Genomic DNA, 15,727 nt, shown 5'->3' with positions numbered 1-15,727 from the left:
CCGGCGAGTCGGCCGTCGAGCGGGGTCGGGCTGTGTGCCGGCTGATCACCTGGTACGCCGACACCGTCGAGGCGACCGCCGAGCCCCTGGGCCGGGCGTGCGGAGTGCTGCCGGTCGGCGAGCGGGAGCCGGATACCCCGGCTCCGCACCGTTTTTCCGGCCCGGATCCGGCGGCAGCCTGGTGCCGTCAGCACTTTGACGCGCTGGCGGTCGCCATCGACGCGGCACCGGCGGTCGGCAAGCCGGAGCTGGCGCCGCGCATCGCCGTCCACATGTACGGCTACGCGGTGTTGGACATGACCGTCGACTGGTACGGCTGTCTTGAAAAGGCATTGTCGGTCGCCCGCGACCACGGTGACCGGTGGGCCGAGGCCTGGGTCCTGCACCGGATGGGCGACTGGCACCAGTGCTGGGAACGGGCTGAAAGCGTCCCCGTGTTCGAGCAGGCCTTGCCCATGCATCGTGCGCTCGGTGACCGCTTGGGCGAGCTGTGGGTTCTGGCCAACTTGACCAACGTCTACAGCACGTCCGGCCGCTCCGAGCGCGCTATCGCCTGGGGGCAGGAGGCGCTCACCGCGTACGCGGCGAGACCGGAACCGCCGTTGCCGTACTTCGAGCTGGCGGCCCTGGGCGGCATCGGGCTGGCCCACTCCAGGCTGGGGCAATACGAGCAAGCGGTCGAATACATCTGTCGCTCGCTCGCGCTGCACCCGCCCGCAGACCGCTCCCGCAACCACGCCATCGGCCTGGACAACCTCGGCGAGGCCTACCGGGCGCTCGGCCGCTTCGACGAGGCGATCGCCGCTCTTGAGGAGAGTCTGGACCTCTTTGTTCGCAACGACGACCGCCGAGGACAATCCGACGCGCTGCACACCCTCGGCCGGATCTTCCAGGAGACCGGCCACGCCGACGGCGCCCGCGAATGCTGGAAGCAGTCTCTGGACCTGGCCGAGGAGATCGGCTTCAGGCCTGCGATCGAGCGAGCACAGGCCAGCTTGGACGCGCTTGACGCGTGAACCTGTCTGGGCAGTACATCTGGCCCGCCCTGATTGCGCTGCCCGGTTCGGTGGCGGGCGTTGGATGAGAATCTTGCCCGACGTCTTTCATTGCCCCGCGCATCCTCTATGCAAGTCCCCGTTTGCCAGACGCGGCGTCCCAAATCGCAGGTAGCAGCTTTGGGACAGGTGGGATTTCCCACTGTCAGAGTTCGAGCTCGAATACTCCGGCATTGCATAGCCACGATTGCTCCGGGTGGCTCGGTTTCCTTCGCGAGTCGCACCACCGACCCGTTGCATCAAGCGCTCACGAATAGGAACTCAGCCACATGAACCTGCCCAGCCGACCCCGCACACGGGTGGCGCTCACAGTCGGTGCGACAGCCATCGGGCTCATCGCGACCGTCGTGCCGGCCCACGCCGACTATGTCTATGGCTCCTTCGACAATTTCAGCACCCCTACGTCAAGCGGCTCCCTCGGCCCGGCCCTCGGCGGTCCGATCACCCGCGACCAGATCATCGCCCGCGCCCGGGAGTGGACCACTGCGGACCAGGGCGCCGGTGTCTGGTACAGCGAGGGCGACGGTTGGGCGGACACCGCGGTCGGCGGCCCTTTCAGGGCCGACTGTTCCGGGTTCGTCTCGATGGCGTGGGGGATGACCTACAGCCAGAGCACTTATTCTCTCCCCGACTACAGCCACGAGCTGACCAAGGGCGGCTCGGCGGACTACGCGCAGATGCGGCCCGGGGACGTCTTCATGTTCGTCGGTGACCCGAACACCGGCAGCGGTCACGTCGAGCTGTTCGCCGGCTGGGTGGACAGCGCCCACACCGTCGCCGGGGTGTATCAGGAGGCGCATTCCGGAACGCGCGCCTCCTACAGCACCGACAGCGTCTCCGACTTCGCCGACAACGGCTTCCTCCCGTACCGCTACAACAACGTCATCGACGCGCCTCAGCCTCCCCCTCCGGCGCAGACGCCGCCGGAGACGGCTGCGGGGTCGTCGGTGGTGCATGACGGTTACACGAGTGTGTATTCGGTCGATGCCGGGACCGGTGATCTGCAGGAGACGTACCTGCCGAAGGTGGGTCAGGCGTGGGCTACGCAGGATCTGTCTGTCAGGTATGGCACGCCGGCGGTGTTGGCAGGGACTGAGCCGGTCGCGATCCATCACGGCAGCTACACGAGTGTCTATACCGTCGATGCCAGTAGCCACCATCTGCAGGAGACATATCTGTCGGCGATCGGCTCGCCTTGGTTCACTCAGGATCTGTCGGCGAAGTACGGTGCTCCGGCGACGCAGACCACGCCGACGGCGGTGCTGCACCAGGGCTGGCTCACCATCTACACCATCGACCAGGGCAACGGGCATCTGCAGGAGACCTATCTCTCGGCGATCGGCAGTCCTTGGTTCTCCAAGGATCTGTCGGCGCAGTACGGCACGCCGGCGGCCAGCCTGACGCTGAAGCCGGTTGCGATCATGCATAGCGGCTTCACCAGCGTCTACACGATCGACGCCGGCACCGATCACTTGCAGGAGACGTATCTCTCGGCGATCGGCGCACCGTGGTTCACCCAGGACCTTTCGGTCGGCTACGGCGCGCCAGCTACTTCGACGTCCCCGACAGTTGCGGTGCATCAGGGTTGGACCAGCGTCTACACCATTGACCAGAACGACGGCCATTTGCAGGAGACGTATCTCTCGGCGATCGGCAGCCCTTGGTTCTCCAAGGACCTCGTGCCGCAGTCGGGCACGCCGGTCGCCGACGCGGCCACCGCGCCGGTCGCTCTTTTCCATGATGGCTACACCAGTGTCTACACCGTCGACGCCGGCTCCAGGCACCTGCAGGAGACGTACATCGACAAGATCGGTGACCCCTGGACCAGCCAGGACCTGTCCGCCAAGTACGGCACGCCCGCGGTGACCGGGAACATCGACGCCTTGGCCCACCCGGACGCCAACCAGAACATGACCTACGCCAGCGTCTACTCCCTCAGCGCCGGCAACAACGACCTGCGGGAGACCTACCTCTCGGCCATCGGCAGCGCCTGGTTCTCACAGGACCTGTCCGCCAGGTACGGCACGCCAGCGGCCTCGGCCATCTGACCACCTGAAACGCCGACTCCCCTCCGGCCTACCCCGGCCGGCAGGGGAGTCGGCACATCAGGTGAAGTGCAGGCCGAACGGCAGGTGAAACCGCAGGCGGAACCGCAGGTAGGCCAGGTCAGTTACGGAGAGTTCGGTCAGCCTCCGCCGCCGGTGGATAGAGCTCGCGTCACACCACGGATGGTGTCCACCAGTTTCGCTTCGCTGGTCGGACGGCCGGCCTCGAGCCAGGACAGGGTGAGCTCGATGGTCAGCTTCGGGATGAGCTCGGCGAGCCATTGACGGTGCGCGGGGTCGTTCTGGGCTTGGCGAAGGTAGGTCTCCGTGATCCGCGTCGCCAGTCGGCTGCGTTCCTCGATGAATTCGGCGAATTCGGGTTCGTGCTGTGCGTGCCGGAACAGCAGCCGGAAACCGTCGGGGTTCTCGCAGGCGGCAGCTACCAGATCCTCCACCGTGTCCGGAGTGTAGGCATCGGGCGTGCCGATGCGGGAGCGCATCCGGGCCTGGGTGTCGTCGAGTACAGCGAGGTAGAGCTCGTGTTTCGACGCGAAGTGCCGATAGATGATGGCGCGCGTCACCCCGGCCTGGAGTGCCACGTCCTCCAAACCGGTCGAGGCGTAGCCCTCCCGTGCGAACGCCGTGGCCGCGGCCTGGATCAGCTGCGCTCGCCGCTCTGTACGGGGCAGCAGCTTGCGGGGACCCGGGCTCTGCTCGGTCTGCGTCACGCTCACCATCCTTGCAGCTTCGCCGGTATGCCATCTCGAGTTGTGTACACTCAAAAGTGTATACCTCAACGTCTACACTTGGAGGTAGATCATGGCGGCCCTGTTCCCAGGACGTGTCGGCGGACTTTTGAGGCAACCGGCAGTGCTGCTCAACCTGATCGCGCCGGTAGTCGCCTATCGTGTGCTGGCCGGACGCGGGATGTCCGCGACCGGCGCGCTCGCCGTGGCGGCGGTGTTCCCGGCGGCGGGGGCCTTGCGTGGCTTTGTGCGCGACCGCCGTGTCGACCCGGTCGCGCTGCTCGCCCTGACCGCGATCGCGGTCGGCCTTGTCGCCGGGCTCGTCTTCCATGCGGGGCGGATTCTGCTGGTCAAGGAATCGATCACCAGCGGCGTGCTGGGTCTGGTGTGTCTTGGCTCGTTGTTCGTCGGCAGGCCGTTGATCTTCGGGCTGCGGCGGCGTCTCTACATGGGCGCCGACCCAGTTGCTGAAGCAGAGTTCGAACGCAGTTGGCAAGAACCGAGGATGCGGACCGAGGCCCGGCGAACGACCGCTGTCTGGGGGGTCGCGCTCCTGGCCGAGGCCGCCGTGCGAGTGGGGCTGTCCTACGTGTTGTCGACCTCGACCATGGTGACCGTCTCGCCGCTGATCGCCGTGGTCATCCTCGGTCCGCTGGGCGTGGCAACCCTGCGTCCGCGCATGTCTGGGGCGTCGGCGGAGCCGGCGCGAGTCGTGGCCGGGGCGACCGAATGATCGACCGCCTGCCTTTCCCGCCCTCCGGCGAACTCTTCACTCCGCCGCCGCGCTACCGCGAACTGCAGGAGACCGCGCCGGTCGTCCCCGTGACCACCAGTACCGGAGACCCTGCGTGGCTGGTGGCACGGCACGCAGACGTTGCCGCACTCCTCGGCGACGAGCGTCTCGGACGATCCCACCCCGAACCCGAACGGGCAGCCCGCGTGTCCACCTCGGTTCTGCTCGGCGGACCGGTCGGCGACCACGCCACTGAACGTGAACGCCACCGGAGGATGCGCCGGCTGCTCGGTCCCGCCTTCTCGGCTCGCCGTATCAGCCTGCCGCAACCGCGCGTCGCGCAGCTCGTGGACCGGTTGATCGACGCGCTGCCCGCACCGCCGGCAGACTGGCACCGGGCGTTCTCAGTGCCTCTTCCAGTTCTGGTGATCTGCGAACTGCTCGGCGTCCCGGTGGACGACCAGGATCTCTTCCGTGGTTGGGCGCAGGACATGACGGATCTGACCGCGCCGGACAGCGCCATGGCCGCTCGCCAGATGTTGGTCGCCTATACCCATCGCCTGATCGTGGCCAAGCGGGTTGATCCCGGCGAGGACGTCATCTCGGACCTGATCGCCGCCCAGGCCGAATTCGCGCTGACCGATCAGGACATCGCCGGCACCGCGGCCATGCTCTTGTTCGCCGGCCATGAGACGACTGTGGTACGCCTCGACCTCGGCCTAGTGCTGCTTCTCACCCATCGCGAGTACTTCGACGCGCTGTCCGCTGATCCGGACACAACGCCGACGGTGGTCGAGGAAATCCTTAGGCTGTCGAGCCTGAGCAGCGCTGTCGGCGGCCTTCCCCGCTACGCACACGAGGAAATACGCCTCGGTGAGGTCACCATCTCCACTGGCGACGCGGTCATCCTCGCTCCGCACGCCGCCAATCGCGACCCGCGTGTCTTTCCCGATCCTGACGTCTTCGATCCCATCCGCGCGCCGAACCCCCACCTCGCCTTCGGCCACGGTTCCCACTACTGCATCGGCGCGAGCCTCGCCCGCCTCGAGTTGACCGAAGCGCTCGTGCGTATCGCTGCTCGCTTGCCGGAGCTCAAGATTGCCGTTGCCGCCGACACGCTGCGCCTGCGGGACAACCACCTCACAGGCGGTCTTGCCGAACTTCCGGTCGCCTGGTGACGTCAGGTGGACAGCCCTTCTGAGCAAATCCATGTCGTGATCGCCGACGATCACCCGATAGTCCGCGACGGCCTGTCGGCCCTCCTTGGCTTGCTGCCCGACGTCGTTGTGGTCGGCACGGCTGTCGACGGCGAAGACGCGGTGGAGGTGGTGCTTCGTACCAAGCCTGACGTCGTGCTCATGGACTTGCGCATGCCGCGTCTGGGCGGCGTGGCGGCGATCTCTCAGATCCTTGCCCGGAACCCGGAAATCGGGATCATAGGGTTGACCGCATACTGCGACGACGGCGAGAAGCAAGCCGCCTTCTTAGCCGGTGCTGCGGATGTACTGACCAAGGACGCGGAGCGCCACCAGATCTACCAGGCGCTAATCAGGGCGGTGGCCGGGACACGCCGCGAGGAGCGTTCGCAAGGGCACGGTACGCGCATCCGCACGGTGGACCTGACCTGTCGTGAGATTGACGTACTGCGGCTGATCGCCGAAGGCCGTTCTAATCGGGAGATCGGCGATGTGCTGCAGGTCAGCACGGCGACGGTGAAGACGCATATCAATCGGATCTTCGCCAAGATCGAGGTTCGTGACCGGGCACAGGCTGTTCGCTTCGCGTATATCAGTGGGCTGGCAGCGTCTGATGGATGGAAGGCCGTGGGACGGCGTTCGGTGGACGCAGCGCAGGCTGGATGCGAAAACGCCGGTCGTGTGGAGGTGGGACCATTGGAAAAGGGTAGTGAAAGGTTCTCGGGAGAGAAGGTTCTCAGTAACCTGCGTTCCTTTCCCGGGCGGATAGCCGTCGCGTGCACTCCGCCTCATGGCGCGCGCGCAATGTTCGGCGGAGAGAACGAGAACGGACGCGGCTTCGCGGTCCATGTGATCTATGAGGTGCCGGCCCGGCGATGGCTGGTGGTGCGGACCAAGGCTGCGTCGCTGTCGGCCAGCCCGGATAACCCGGCACTGTTCGTGACGATCGACACGCTGCAGAACGCGTTCGGCTTGTACAACCAGGCGCGCGGTCGGCCTACCTTGGGCGGGCCGCCGCCGAAGGGGATGTCGAGTGTTGAGGTTCGAGCATGGATGTCCGAGCGTGCGGCTGCGAGGGCCAGGAGCACCCTGGATTTCCGCAGCCTTCCTCGTAGCCCGTTCACCCTGCTGGTGGACGGGGTCGGCGTCGACGCGGTGCGTGTCGACTATCCGGACTGTTCCGGTCTCGAACTCAACTGGGATGGGCAGACCGTGCAATGTGTTGGCGATCCTTCGGATATCGACATGCTTTCGTTGCGTACCGCGGTGGAGGCGGATTACGCCTAACGCCTAGAAGGCCGATGAAAATCATGCGTTCTGACCTCGGTTCTCCCCGCGAAGGTGCTGTGCCCTGGTGGAAAACCGGATCGCAACCTGACCGGCACGACCCCGTGCACCGTGGATCAGCTCATCGTGGCCCTGATGACGCATCCGTAGGGCTCGGACCCGATCGGGGCGCGGGTGACCATAGATTCCCCTAGTCAGATCAGCAAGATTGCCGAGGCTGAGGGGCCGGGGAATTGAGTCCTCGGTTAGTCTCACAGCCGTTGCGGCGGTCTCCTGAACGCGCACGGGGCTGCTTCAGCTTGTTGATGGCCCGCCCGGACTGACCACACCGGCGTCAGCCATTTCCACGGGGGTTACGGCGCATTTCAGTAGACTGATGGCTTCCCAGCCCGTCAAATGCGCTCAAATCGCGCAGGTCGATCCATTGTGTGGGCTCTGTCCTCGTCGTATCGACAGTCTTGCGCCGTCTGCGCCACCAAACGAAAGCCGTACCGATCAAGCCCAGCGGCGCCCACCACGGCATGTTGCGGACCACTCTGAAGACCAGGCGACCGACCAGAAGCAAGACAAGGACGATCGCTGCCAGGCCGGCGACCGGCCACGCGATCCATGGATCGTGGGCGAACCAGTCGTGCAGCCACCCGGTGTGCGGCGCGAGCTGACCGCGTGTTCGAGGAGCGTGCATGTTTGGGATAGTCATCGTGCTTCCACGAAAGCAAGCCGGCTGCGAAAAGGCGTCAACCCAGGAGGTTGATGCGGACGGCGCCGTAAAGCAGACAGCCTTCTCAGCGACCGGAAGTCGGCCGCTGAGAAGGTGAGGTGAGTGATGGCCTCAACGAGGCAGGGTCTGGAAGAACTCGCGGATGTCGCCGGTGAGCAGCTGCGGGACTTCCAGTGCCGGGAAGTGACCGCCGTCGTAGAACTCGGACCAGTGGACGACGTTGTGGGTCTTCTCGGCGAAGGGACGTATTGCGTAGTCGCCCGCGGAGAAGACGGCGATGCCGGTCGGGGTCGTGCCCTTGGCCTGGGGGGCGAACATCGCTACGTCGTGGAAGCGCTCGTAGTAGTAGTTGGCGACGCTGTGCGCGGTGTCGGTGAGCCAGTAGATGGTGACCGTGGCGAGGATCTTGTCGCGGTCTATCGCGTCCTCGGGCAGGGCCTTCGCGGAGTCGGTCCACTCCTGGTACTTCTCGACGATCCAGGCGAGCTGGGCGACGGGGGAGTCCGCGAGCAGCTGCGCGAGGGTGTTGGGGCGGCTGCCCGCGAGCTGCATGTAGGCGGATCCGTCGTCCTGGAATTTCTTCATGCGGGCGAGACGATCCTTGTCGGCGTCGGTGAGCGCCGCCATGTCGGCCGGATCGCCGGTGGGGAAGGTGACCAGCGAGTTCACGTGCAAGCCGATGACGTGCTCGGCGTCGTCGCGGCCGATGCGGGGCGCGATGAACGCGCCGTGGTCGCCGCCGTGGACGCCGTAGCCGTCGTAGCCGAGGCGGCGCATCAGCTCAGCCATGGCGTGGGCGATCCGGCCGTCGTTCCAGCCGGTCTCGGTGACCGGTCCGGAGAAGCCGTGGCCTGGCAGCGACGGGATGACCAGGTGGAAGGCGGGAGCGTCGCCGGCGCCGTGGGCCGCCGGGTCGGTGAGCGGGCCGATCATGTCGTTGAAGTCCAGCACCGTACCGGGCCAGCCGTGCAGGAGCAGGAGGGGCGTGGCATCGGCGTGCGGAGAGCGGATGTGCAGGAAGTGCACGTTCTGGCCGTCGATCGTCGTGGTGAACTGCGGGTACGTGCCCAGGCGGGCTTCGACTGCGGGCCAGTCGAACTTCTCGGCCCAGTAGGCCGTCAGCTCCCGCAGGTAGCCGGTGGGGACGCCGCGCTCCCAGCCGGCGCCCGGAACCGTGTCGGCGAAGCGGGTGTTGTTCAGGCGGTTGCGCAGGTCGTCCAGGGCGGCGTCGCTGATGGTGACGCTGAAGGGGCGGATCTCGGTGTCGGCGTTCGCTGTGTTCGTCATGTCTTCAACGATGCTCGTAAAGAGGGGGTCCGCGGATCATGAGAACTCGTTATCTTCGCCGGCCGAGTGCTCACGGTAGTCTTCAGTCATGGTGAACCTGCCGGTCAGCGGCACCTTCATCGGTCGCGCCGGCGACTTGGCGAAGCTGGATGCGGCGTTCGGCGACCCTGCCGTGACGGCCGTGCTGGTGGCCGGCGGGGCCGGGATAGGCAAGTCCCGGCTGGTCGGTGAATTCCGGGTGCGGCTGCTCGAGAGCGTGCTGGTGCTGACCGGCCGCTGCCCGGAGCTCGGTGGCGACGGCGTCGCGTTCGGCCCGTTCTTGCCGCTGGCCCGGATGCTCGCACGGGAGGTCGGCGTAGCGGGGTTGCGCGAGCTGATTCCGGCTGCGAACCCGGCACTGGCCCGGTGGCTGCCGGAACTGGCCGGCGCAGCGGTGCCGGGCGGCGAATCGGACCGGACCCGGCTGTTCGGCGAGATCGTGACCGTGCTCGAGCGTCTGTCGCAGCGGCGTCCGGTGGTCCTGGTCATCGAGGATCTGCACTGGGCCGACGACTCCAGCCTCGATCTGATCGCCTTCCTCATCGCCAACCTGGCGGACACCGACGTGCTGATCGTGGCGACGCACCGCCCGCTCGGACCGGGCCGGCCGCGGGACATGATCGGCGAGCTGTCGCGGCTCCGGTCCGTGAGCAGGATCGAGCCGGAACCGCTGACCCGGTACGAAGTCGGCCGTCAGTTGGCTGCGCTTCTGGGGCGGGAACCGGAACCGGGATTCGCTGGGCGGGTATTCGAGCGCAGCGGCGGCAATCCGCTGTTCGTCGAGGCTCTGAGCCAGTCCACGGAGGATGCTCCCGCTGATTTCAGTGGTCTGCTGCTCATCTGCGTGGCCGGCCTCTCGCCGGATGCCCGGCACGTACTGGACGCCGCGGCCGTGGCCGGGTCGCCCCTCGAACACGAGCTGCTGGTCGAGGCGGCAGGCCTGCCGGATGAGCGACTGGACACGGCGATCACGCAGTTGGTGGAGGCCGGGCTGCTGGTCACGCGGGACACCGGCTACGAATTCCGGCACATGCTGATCCGCCAAGCCGTCAGCGAGAACCAGCTGCCGGCCCGGCGCACCCGGCTGCACGCGAAGCTGGCTGCGGCGCTGCGTGCCAATCCCGTGTTGCTGCCCCCAGAACTGCGCTATGCCGAACTCAGTCAGCACGCCCTTCACGCCCGCGAGTGGCCGCTGGCACTCACTGCCTCGTGGCAGGCCGCTGTCGTCGCGGGCGACGCCGGCGCACAACCGGAACAACTACGCCACCTGCGACGGATGCTCGAGCTCTGGGACAAGGTCGACGCACCTGAGCGACCGGTCGACCGACTGGCTCTGCTCATGCGCATCGCTGAGGTCAGTGCTCACCAGGGGGCGGTCGAGGGCGGCCTGGCAGCTGTCGACGAAGCTCAGAAGTTGGCTGGCGACGACGTGCGGCGTCTCGGGAAGCTCCTGACGTTGCGGGCCAGGCTCAACAACCAGGCCGGCGGCGGACGTTCCGACCTCGAGCAGGCCCTCGCCAACCTGCCTGCCGAGCCGCCGACCTTGCTTCGTGGGCAGGCACTCATTGATCTGTCCATCGCGAAGATGTTCAGCGCCGACCCGTCAGCTGCGGCGGTGGACGCCTCCGCCGCGATGGCGATCGCCGAACGGCTCAGCGGGACCGAGGCTGCCTCGCTCACCGCACGCGCCCACACGATGCTCGGGTTGGCCGCGGCCGAGGTCGACACCGCCGATGCCACCGGACACTTCGTCGCCGCCCGGGCTGCGAGCCCAGACCCCGGCACACTGCTGACCGTCGTCATGTGGGAGTCGGCGGTGCTGCTGGCGGCAGGGGCGTACGCAGCCACGATCGATGTCGTCCAGCAAGGTCTGCGGGCCGCCCACGAGACATTCCGGTTCGTCGAGAACGGCGCCGTGCTCATCGTCAAATGGGTGCAGGCCCTCACCGCGCTCGGTCGCTGGCCGCAGGCTCTGACCTTGATCGAGGACACCTTCGTCGACCCGGTCCCTCCGCTCAGCCGTGCGGTGTTGCTGCTCAGCTGCGCGAAGATCAGGCTCGCCCAAGGCGACCTCGACGCGGCGGCGGTGGCGACCGACGAGGCGGCACCGCTGCTCGGCAACGCGGCGTGGGCCGGTCAGTACCGGCTTGAGCTCGCTGCCGTCCGTTTCGATCTCGCTGTGGCTCGGCGCGATCCGGGTGCCGGATTGAGACTTCTCGCGCTCCTCGGTGGTGTTGATGCGACGAGGCACCATCACGAGATCTGGCCGCTGCTGACCCGCGCTGCGCGACAGCCCGGCGCCGTCGGACTCGATGCCCTCGCCGAGTCCCTGCCCTGCACCACCGGCCCCGACCGGGCCCACCGGCTCACCTACGCGGCGACCGTCACGGGAGAAGCAGAGCGCTGGGAACGGGCGGCCGAAGCCTGGCGCAAGCTCTGCCAACCACTGGAGGACGCCTGCGCGCGCTTTGCCGCAGCGTGTGCACATCTCGCGAATGGAGAACGCGGCAACGCCAAGGACGCGCTGCAGAGCGCACTCACCACTGCTAGCGAACTCGGCGCGACCCCACTCGCGGACGAGGTCGAACAGACGGCCCGGCGGGCTGGTCTCGACCTTGGCGGGCGCGGGTCGGCCGAGGCCGCCGTACCGGTCGCCGATACTGATTTCGGGCTCACCGCGAGGGAGATCGACGTTCTGCGGCTCGTCGCGAAGGGGCTGAGCAACCGGCAGATCGGCGCCGAGCTGTTCATCAGCGGCAATACCGCGGGCGTCCACGTCTCCCGGATCCTCGCCAAGCTCGGCGCCGCTACTCGTACTCAGGCTGCTGCCTTTGCCCGGGAGCATGGTCTTGTCCCCTGAGTGGCGTTCCCGTCCGGCTCGTGGACCCGCTAGGACGGTCATGCCACTATGCCGCGCGTGAATCGATCGAGCGACGCCGGGTCGGCGCCCGAAAATGTTGACGCCTTCCGGGAACCGGTGTTTGGCGAGTCCGGCCTGATGGTCGCGCCTAATGACGCTGGGCTGCGGCACATCCGTGAGTACGGTCTGGAATCGTTTTGGAACCTGGACTGGGACTGCTTCGACGTCACCCGGCCACCCGCGATCTGACAGGGGGCAGACGTCACTCCGGCAGCCTCTCCGCGGCGGGCTTCGGGAATGCGTCCATGTCCGGCCATCCGGCAACCGACCGCTGGCAGATCTGCATGGAACCCCGGTCGGGACAGCATCTTTGCCAGCCGGCCCGGACGCTAGCTCAGAGTCTGAAACGAGTGCTGCGGGCAGACCGCCGTGACCGTGAACACCTGCGCGAGGCCGCCGGGATTCGGGCATGGCTCACGTCGCTTATCGAGTTCACAAAGGCTTTGCGCCGAATGGCGCCAGCGCAGCGGTTCCGTGAGCGTTTCGGGACGCACCGCGACGCCGAAACCCGGCCCAGAGATCCGCGGGTCGCCATCGAACTGATACCGCGGCTGACCTATCATCTTCAGTCGCTTTGCGAGCTTCAGCGCATAACAGTTGCCGCAGCCGGGAGAGATCCGATCGCATCCCGTCGTCGAAACCCGCTCGTTCGCGATTTCCGAAGGGTGGATGACGGGAACCCGAGGATCTCGACGGACGGTGGCGTGGGCTGGGTCCTGCGGTTCGTGCGAACTCATGGTCGCTGTTCTCCTTACAGACGCGATCGCGTGGAACGTTCATTGGCATGGGTTTTGTGCTGGCTGGCGGGTGGCTCGGGTGTCTGCTCGGTGCCGTACAGTGCGGCGAGTGAACCTGCCTGCTGATCTCGCGGCACTTCTCGGCGCAACGGACGAGCGTCGTGCACCCGTCCCCCTGCCGCCGGGCAGGGTGGTGAGTTCCGAGGAGGGACGCGGTCGTCCGGTCCTTTGGATGAGCGATGGGCCCGTTGATCCTGGTGTCTGGGCGCGGCTGTGCTCTGCTTCCGAGGCCCTCGGTCTGTGGCCGCTTCTTCTGAAAGGCCTTCGCCGAGACGAGGAGTTCCGGCCCTGGGGCTCAGGCGAGCTCTATCCGCAGAAGCTCTCCGACCCGAGGTCGCATGACGCGAGCATGCTGTTGGCGCGCTGGTGGGCCAGCTACACAGCCACCGATGACGACGACGATGACGACGAACGCGATGTGGCCAGGCGTCTCGCGGTTACCGCGCCCTACGGTCAGACTTGGCCCGGCCTGGCACCGTCTCCTCCGAGCGTCTCAGCTGCTCAGCGAGCGGCTGAATACGCCGACGAGCTCTTGGCCGGCGATTCCTCTGTGCGGCTGGGGCTGGTGCCGGCTGGATCTGGCGCTGAGGCGCTTCGTGAGTGTGGCTGGCAGGGGCCGCTGAACTACACCAACGACACGGGCCAGATCGCTGCCGTTCTCCTCGACTGGGAACGCCGATTCGGCGCCCAGGTTGTCGGGGTCGGTTTCGCTGAGCTGTATGTCAGCGTGGCTGCCCCCCCCTCTGACGGTTGGGGATGCCCTCCGAGTGGGAGCCGAGCACTTCGGGTTCTGTCCCGACAACGTCTGGCAAGGCTGGCCCCCACATACCCTCGCCGGCTACGCAGAGCGGCTTGTGGGCACGACCGCTTGGACCTTCTGGTGGGACTAGGAGCGGCTGGGCGGCTGATCGTCAGGACACTGCTGCCCGAGGTCACCGTTTTGACGGTGGCAGTGGGCGACACGCTGTTCAAGCGACCGGGGAACGGCTATAGCGGTCGTTTCGCCGCCTGCTTCACCGCGCGCCGCGAGGATATGGGGGCTTCCAGCTCGTCGATTACCGTGCTGGACCAGAAGTGCAAGATCATCTGCAGCGGCCTCAACGGGCCCCACTCGCGTTGAACGCCGGCGATCCGCTGGAACAGCACCGATCTGGGGAACAGGGCGGCGGTCAGCGTCTCGCCGTCGTGGCCGAAACGGGGCGGCAGTACGAAGGTGCTGAACTCGACGCCGGCCTGTTTCGCCACTGCGGCGAGGTCCTTCTCGTCGAAGCCGAGGACCGGGGCTGCGCCGACACGCCGCGAGCGCTGGTCGACCAGGACGAGCGTGTCGATCGGGCGCGTCTTGGTCCGCGCGAGGACGATGCCGGCGACCACCGCGTCGCCGGTGGGCGGCGCGATCGGGACCGTGCGCGGGCTTTTGAGGACGCGTGGTAGGAGATCGGAGATCAGGCCCGTGTTGGTGGTGCGCCACGTGGTGACGCGTCCGCGCCGGTCGGTGATCGCGATGCTGTCGCCGGTCCAAAGGACTTCCGTGGATGCGCGCTGGTAGAGAAGCTTCGGACGGGCCGCGAGCGGCTCGCCGACGGTGCCGCTCGTGAAGACGTGGGTGGTCTGCTTCGGAACACCCGAGCCGCGGCGGAAGACCTTCGATGAGACCCTGGCCGCTTCGCTGTCGAACAGGTTTTGCCTGGTCATGGTCCTGAGCGGCTCGGGCAGGAGACGCGCCACGACGCGTTCGGCACCGGCCGCCGTCAGGAGAAGGACCGGTGCCAGGACGGCGAGCGTGATCGCCAAGGCCGCGTATCCCCGGTGCGAGGCGAGGGCGGCAGCCGTGATCGCCGAGGCGGCGGATGCGATACGGAGGATCCACCGGAGCCAGCCGGTGATGCGGCTGAAGGGCTGTGTTCCGGCCCCGTTGTCGACCATGGACAGCGTCACGATTCCAGGGTACGGATGCTGATCGGCGAGCGACAGGCCTGGAAACTGCTGCCCAGCGGCGCCAACAAGCCTGGCGACTTCCGTTGAGTGACGAGTATCTTGGCCCGTTGGTGACAACCACTGTCCCGCGAGGACTTGGCAGCCAGCTCAAGCCTAGTCCCCGGTGACGACTACTGACTCAGGTCCGGGCAGCCGCCGAACTGCCTGGCGGTATCAGTGGCCTGCTCGCTCACATCCCAGGGCTCGGCACCGATCCCGCCGGCTGGAGCGCCGATCTGTTCGCGAACTGAGCGATCAGCTGAGGCGATCGCGTGCGCGGGCAAACCGTACGAGTTCTACTGGCCAGCCAAAGGTCACCGCTGCTCACGCCGGAAGTCTCCCGGGGTAAGGCCGGTTTCCCGGGCGAAGAACTTGCCGAAATTGGTGGCTTCGGTGAAGCCGAGGGCGTGAGCGATCGTAGATACCGGTTGATCGGTGTGGGCGAGAAGTCGTTGGGCTTCAAGGCTTACGCGCGCGTCGATGAGTTGTTTGGCGGTACGGCCGGTGGCGGCCTGGCAGGCGCGTGTCAGGGTTCGTGGTGCGTAACCCAGGCGTGCGGCGTAGGTCTGGACGGATCGCGTGGTGGCGAAAGAGCGTTCAAGTTCGCGGCGGAAGGCGAGGTACACGTCGGCGGGGCGATCTCGCCCTCGCCCAGGGGGCGGCGCGCCAGGATCCGCCGGGTGACGACCGGCCCACCGTCGTTGAGGTCGTCAAAGTCGGGGACGTAGGGCAGCCTGGCCGCGGCCCAGTCATAGAGCCTGGGCCCCTTGGCGCCGTCGCCGGCGGAGATCCGCAACCCCGCCTGCTCCGGCGCAGCTCCGATGACCTGGTCGATGCGCCATATCCCGACGTCGGTGCGGACTTGCTGCGACTTCGGGACTGCCAGCACATATCCCACCCCGGCGATCTCGCAGGTCCGCCGGA

At 67.0% G+C, this 15,727-nt stretch carries 13 protein-coding genes and 2 pseudogenes; 9 read left to right on the top strand and 6 right to left on the bottom strand.

Annotation, left to right across the window (positions count from 1 at the left end):
- The first annotated feature begins 104 nt into the window (after window positions 1-104).
- The gene (locus tag ABH935_RS28300; RefSeq protein ID WP_370380973.1) at window positions 105-1,016 is read left to right on the top strand and encodes a tetratricopeptide repeat protein; all 912 of its coding nucleotides are present in this window, start codon (window positions 105-107) and stop codon (window positions 1,014-1,016) included.
- Window positions 1,017-1,324: 308 nt separating this feature from the next.
- Window positions 1,325-3,103 (top strand): NlpC/P60 family protein, encoded by a 1,779-nt coding sequence (locus ABH935_RS28295; protein WP_370380972.1) that lies wholly within the window; start codon window positions 1,325-1,327, stop codon window positions 3,101-3,103.
- Between the two features lie 137 nt (window positions 3,104-3,240).
- Here the strand turns inward: ABH935_RS28295 and ABH935_RS28290 are convergent, their stop codons facing one another.
- Window positions 3,241-3,828: a TetR/AcrR family transcriptional regulator gene (locus tag ABH935_RS28290; protein WP_370380971.1), complete on the bottom strand. Its 588-nt coding sequence runs from the start codon at window positions 3,826-3,828 to the stop codon at window positions 3,241-3,243.
- Between the two features lie 91 nt (window positions 3,829-3,919).
- Here ABH935_RS28290 and ABH935_RS28285 point away from each other — a divergent pair, with 91 nt between their 5' ends.
- From ABH935_RS28285 to ABH935_RS28275, 3 genes are read left to right on the top strand one after another with little or no spacing between them, the layout of a single operon-like run.
- The gene (locus tag ABH935_RS28285; protein ID WP_370380970.1) at window positions 3,920-4,579 is read left to right on the top strand and encodes a VC0807 family protein; all 660 of its coding nucleotides are present in this window, start codon (window positions 3,920-3,922) and stop codon (window positions 4,577-4,579) included.
- Complete coding sequence (locus ABH935_RS28280) at window positions 4,576-5,757, top strand: cytochrome P450 (RefSeq protein ID WP_370380969.1); 1,182 nt, start codon at window positions 4,576-4,578, stop codon at window positions 5,755-5,757. Before ABH935_RS28285 ends, ABH935_RS28280 begins: the two co-directional genes overlap by 4 nt.
- Before the next feature lie 36 nt (window positions 5,758-5,793).
- Entirely contained in the window at window positions 5,794-7,062 is a 1,269-nt protein-coding gene (locus ABH935_RS28275; RefSeq protein ID WP_370380968.1) for a response regulator, read from the top strand.
- Window positions 7,063-7,396: 334 nt separating this feature from the next.
- Here the strand turns inward: ABH935_RS28275 and ABH935_RS28270 are convergent, their stop codons facing one another.
- Window positions 7,397-7,747, bottom strand: a complete 351-nt coding sequence (locus ABH935_RS28270; RefSeq protein ID WP_370380967.1) for a hypothetical protein — start codon at window positions 7,745-7,747, stop codon at window positions 7,397-7,399.
- Between the two features lie 147 nt (window positions 7,748-7,894).
- Window positions 7,895-9,070 (bottom strand): epoxide hydrolase family protein, encoded by a 1,176-nt coding sequence (locus ABH935_RS28265; protein ID WP_370380966.1) that lies wholly within the window; start codon window positions 9,068-9,070, stop codon window positions 7,895-7,897.
- A gap of 88 nt (window positions 9,071-9,158) precedes the next feature.
- Between ABH935_RS28265 and ABH935_RS28260 the strand changes: the two genes are divergently transcribed.
- Complete coding sequence (locus ABH935_RS28260) at window positions 9,159-11,969, top strand: AAA family ATPase (RefSeq protein ID WP_370380965.1); 2,811 nt, start codon at window positions 9,159-9,161, stop codon at window positions 11,967-11,969.
- Window positions 11,970-12,026: 57 nt separating this feature from the next.
- Window positions 12,027-12,218, top strand: a complete 192-nt coding sequence (locus tag ABH935_RS28255; RefSeq protein WP_370380964.1) for a hypothetical protein — start codon at window positions 12,027-12,029, stop codon at window positions 12,216-12,218.
- A 140-nt stretch (window positions 12,219-12,358) separates the two neighbouring features.
- Here ABH935_RS28255 and ABH935_RS28250 read toward each other — a convergent pair whose 3' ends face one another.
- Window positions 12,359-12,766, bottom strand: a complete 408-nt coding sequence (locus ABH935_RS28250) for a DUF5131 family protein (RefSeq protein WP_370380963.1) — start codon at window positions 12,764-12,766, stop codon at window positions 12,359-12,361.
- Here ABH935_RS28250 and ABH935_RS28245 point away from each other — a divergent pair.
- Both ABH935_RS28245 and ABH935_RS28240 read left to right on the top strand, forming a co-directional pair.
- Window positions 12,699-13,514: pseudogene (locus ABH935_RS28245) on the top strand (DUF4253 domain-containing protein); the annotation flags it as partial. The gene ABH935_RS28250 and the pseudogene ABH935_RS28245 overlap by 68 nt on opposite strands.
- A 31-nt stretch (window positions 13,515-13,545) precedes the next feature.
- Window positions 13,546-13,716 (top strand): DUF4253 domain-containing protein, encoded by a 171-nt coding sequence (locus ABH935_RS28240; RefSeq protein ID WP_370380962.1) that lies wholly within the window; start codon window positions 13,546-13,548, stop codon window positions 13,714-13,716.
- Between the two features lie 97 nt (window positions 13,717-13,813).
- On the opposite strand, the gene ABH935_RS28235 is transcribed toward ABH935_RS28240, so the two are convergent.
- Both ABH935_RS28235 and ABH935_RS28230 read right to left on the bottom strand, forming a co-directional pair.
- Complete coding sequence (locus ABH935_RS28235) at window positions 13,814-14,764, bottom strand: hypothetical protein (RefSeq protein WP_370380961.1); 951 nt, start codon at window positions 14,762-14,764, stop codon at window positions 13,814-13,816.
- Between the two features lie 353 nt (window positions 14,765-15,117).
- Window positions 15,118-15,465: pseudogene (locus tag ABH935_RS28230) on the bottom strand (helix-turn-helix domain-containing protein); the annotation flags it as partial.
- Window positions 15,466-15,727: the final 262 nt, after the last annotated feature.

The organism is Catenulispora sp. GAS73, assembly GCF_041262085.1.
In the GTDB taxonomy this organism is placed as follows: Bacteria; Actinomycetota; Actinomycetes; order Streptomycetales; family Catenulisporaceae; genus Catenulispora.
The sequence above is the reverse complement of the archived record's forward strand: the minus strand, read 5'-3'. Positions and strand labels throughout refer to the sequence as shown.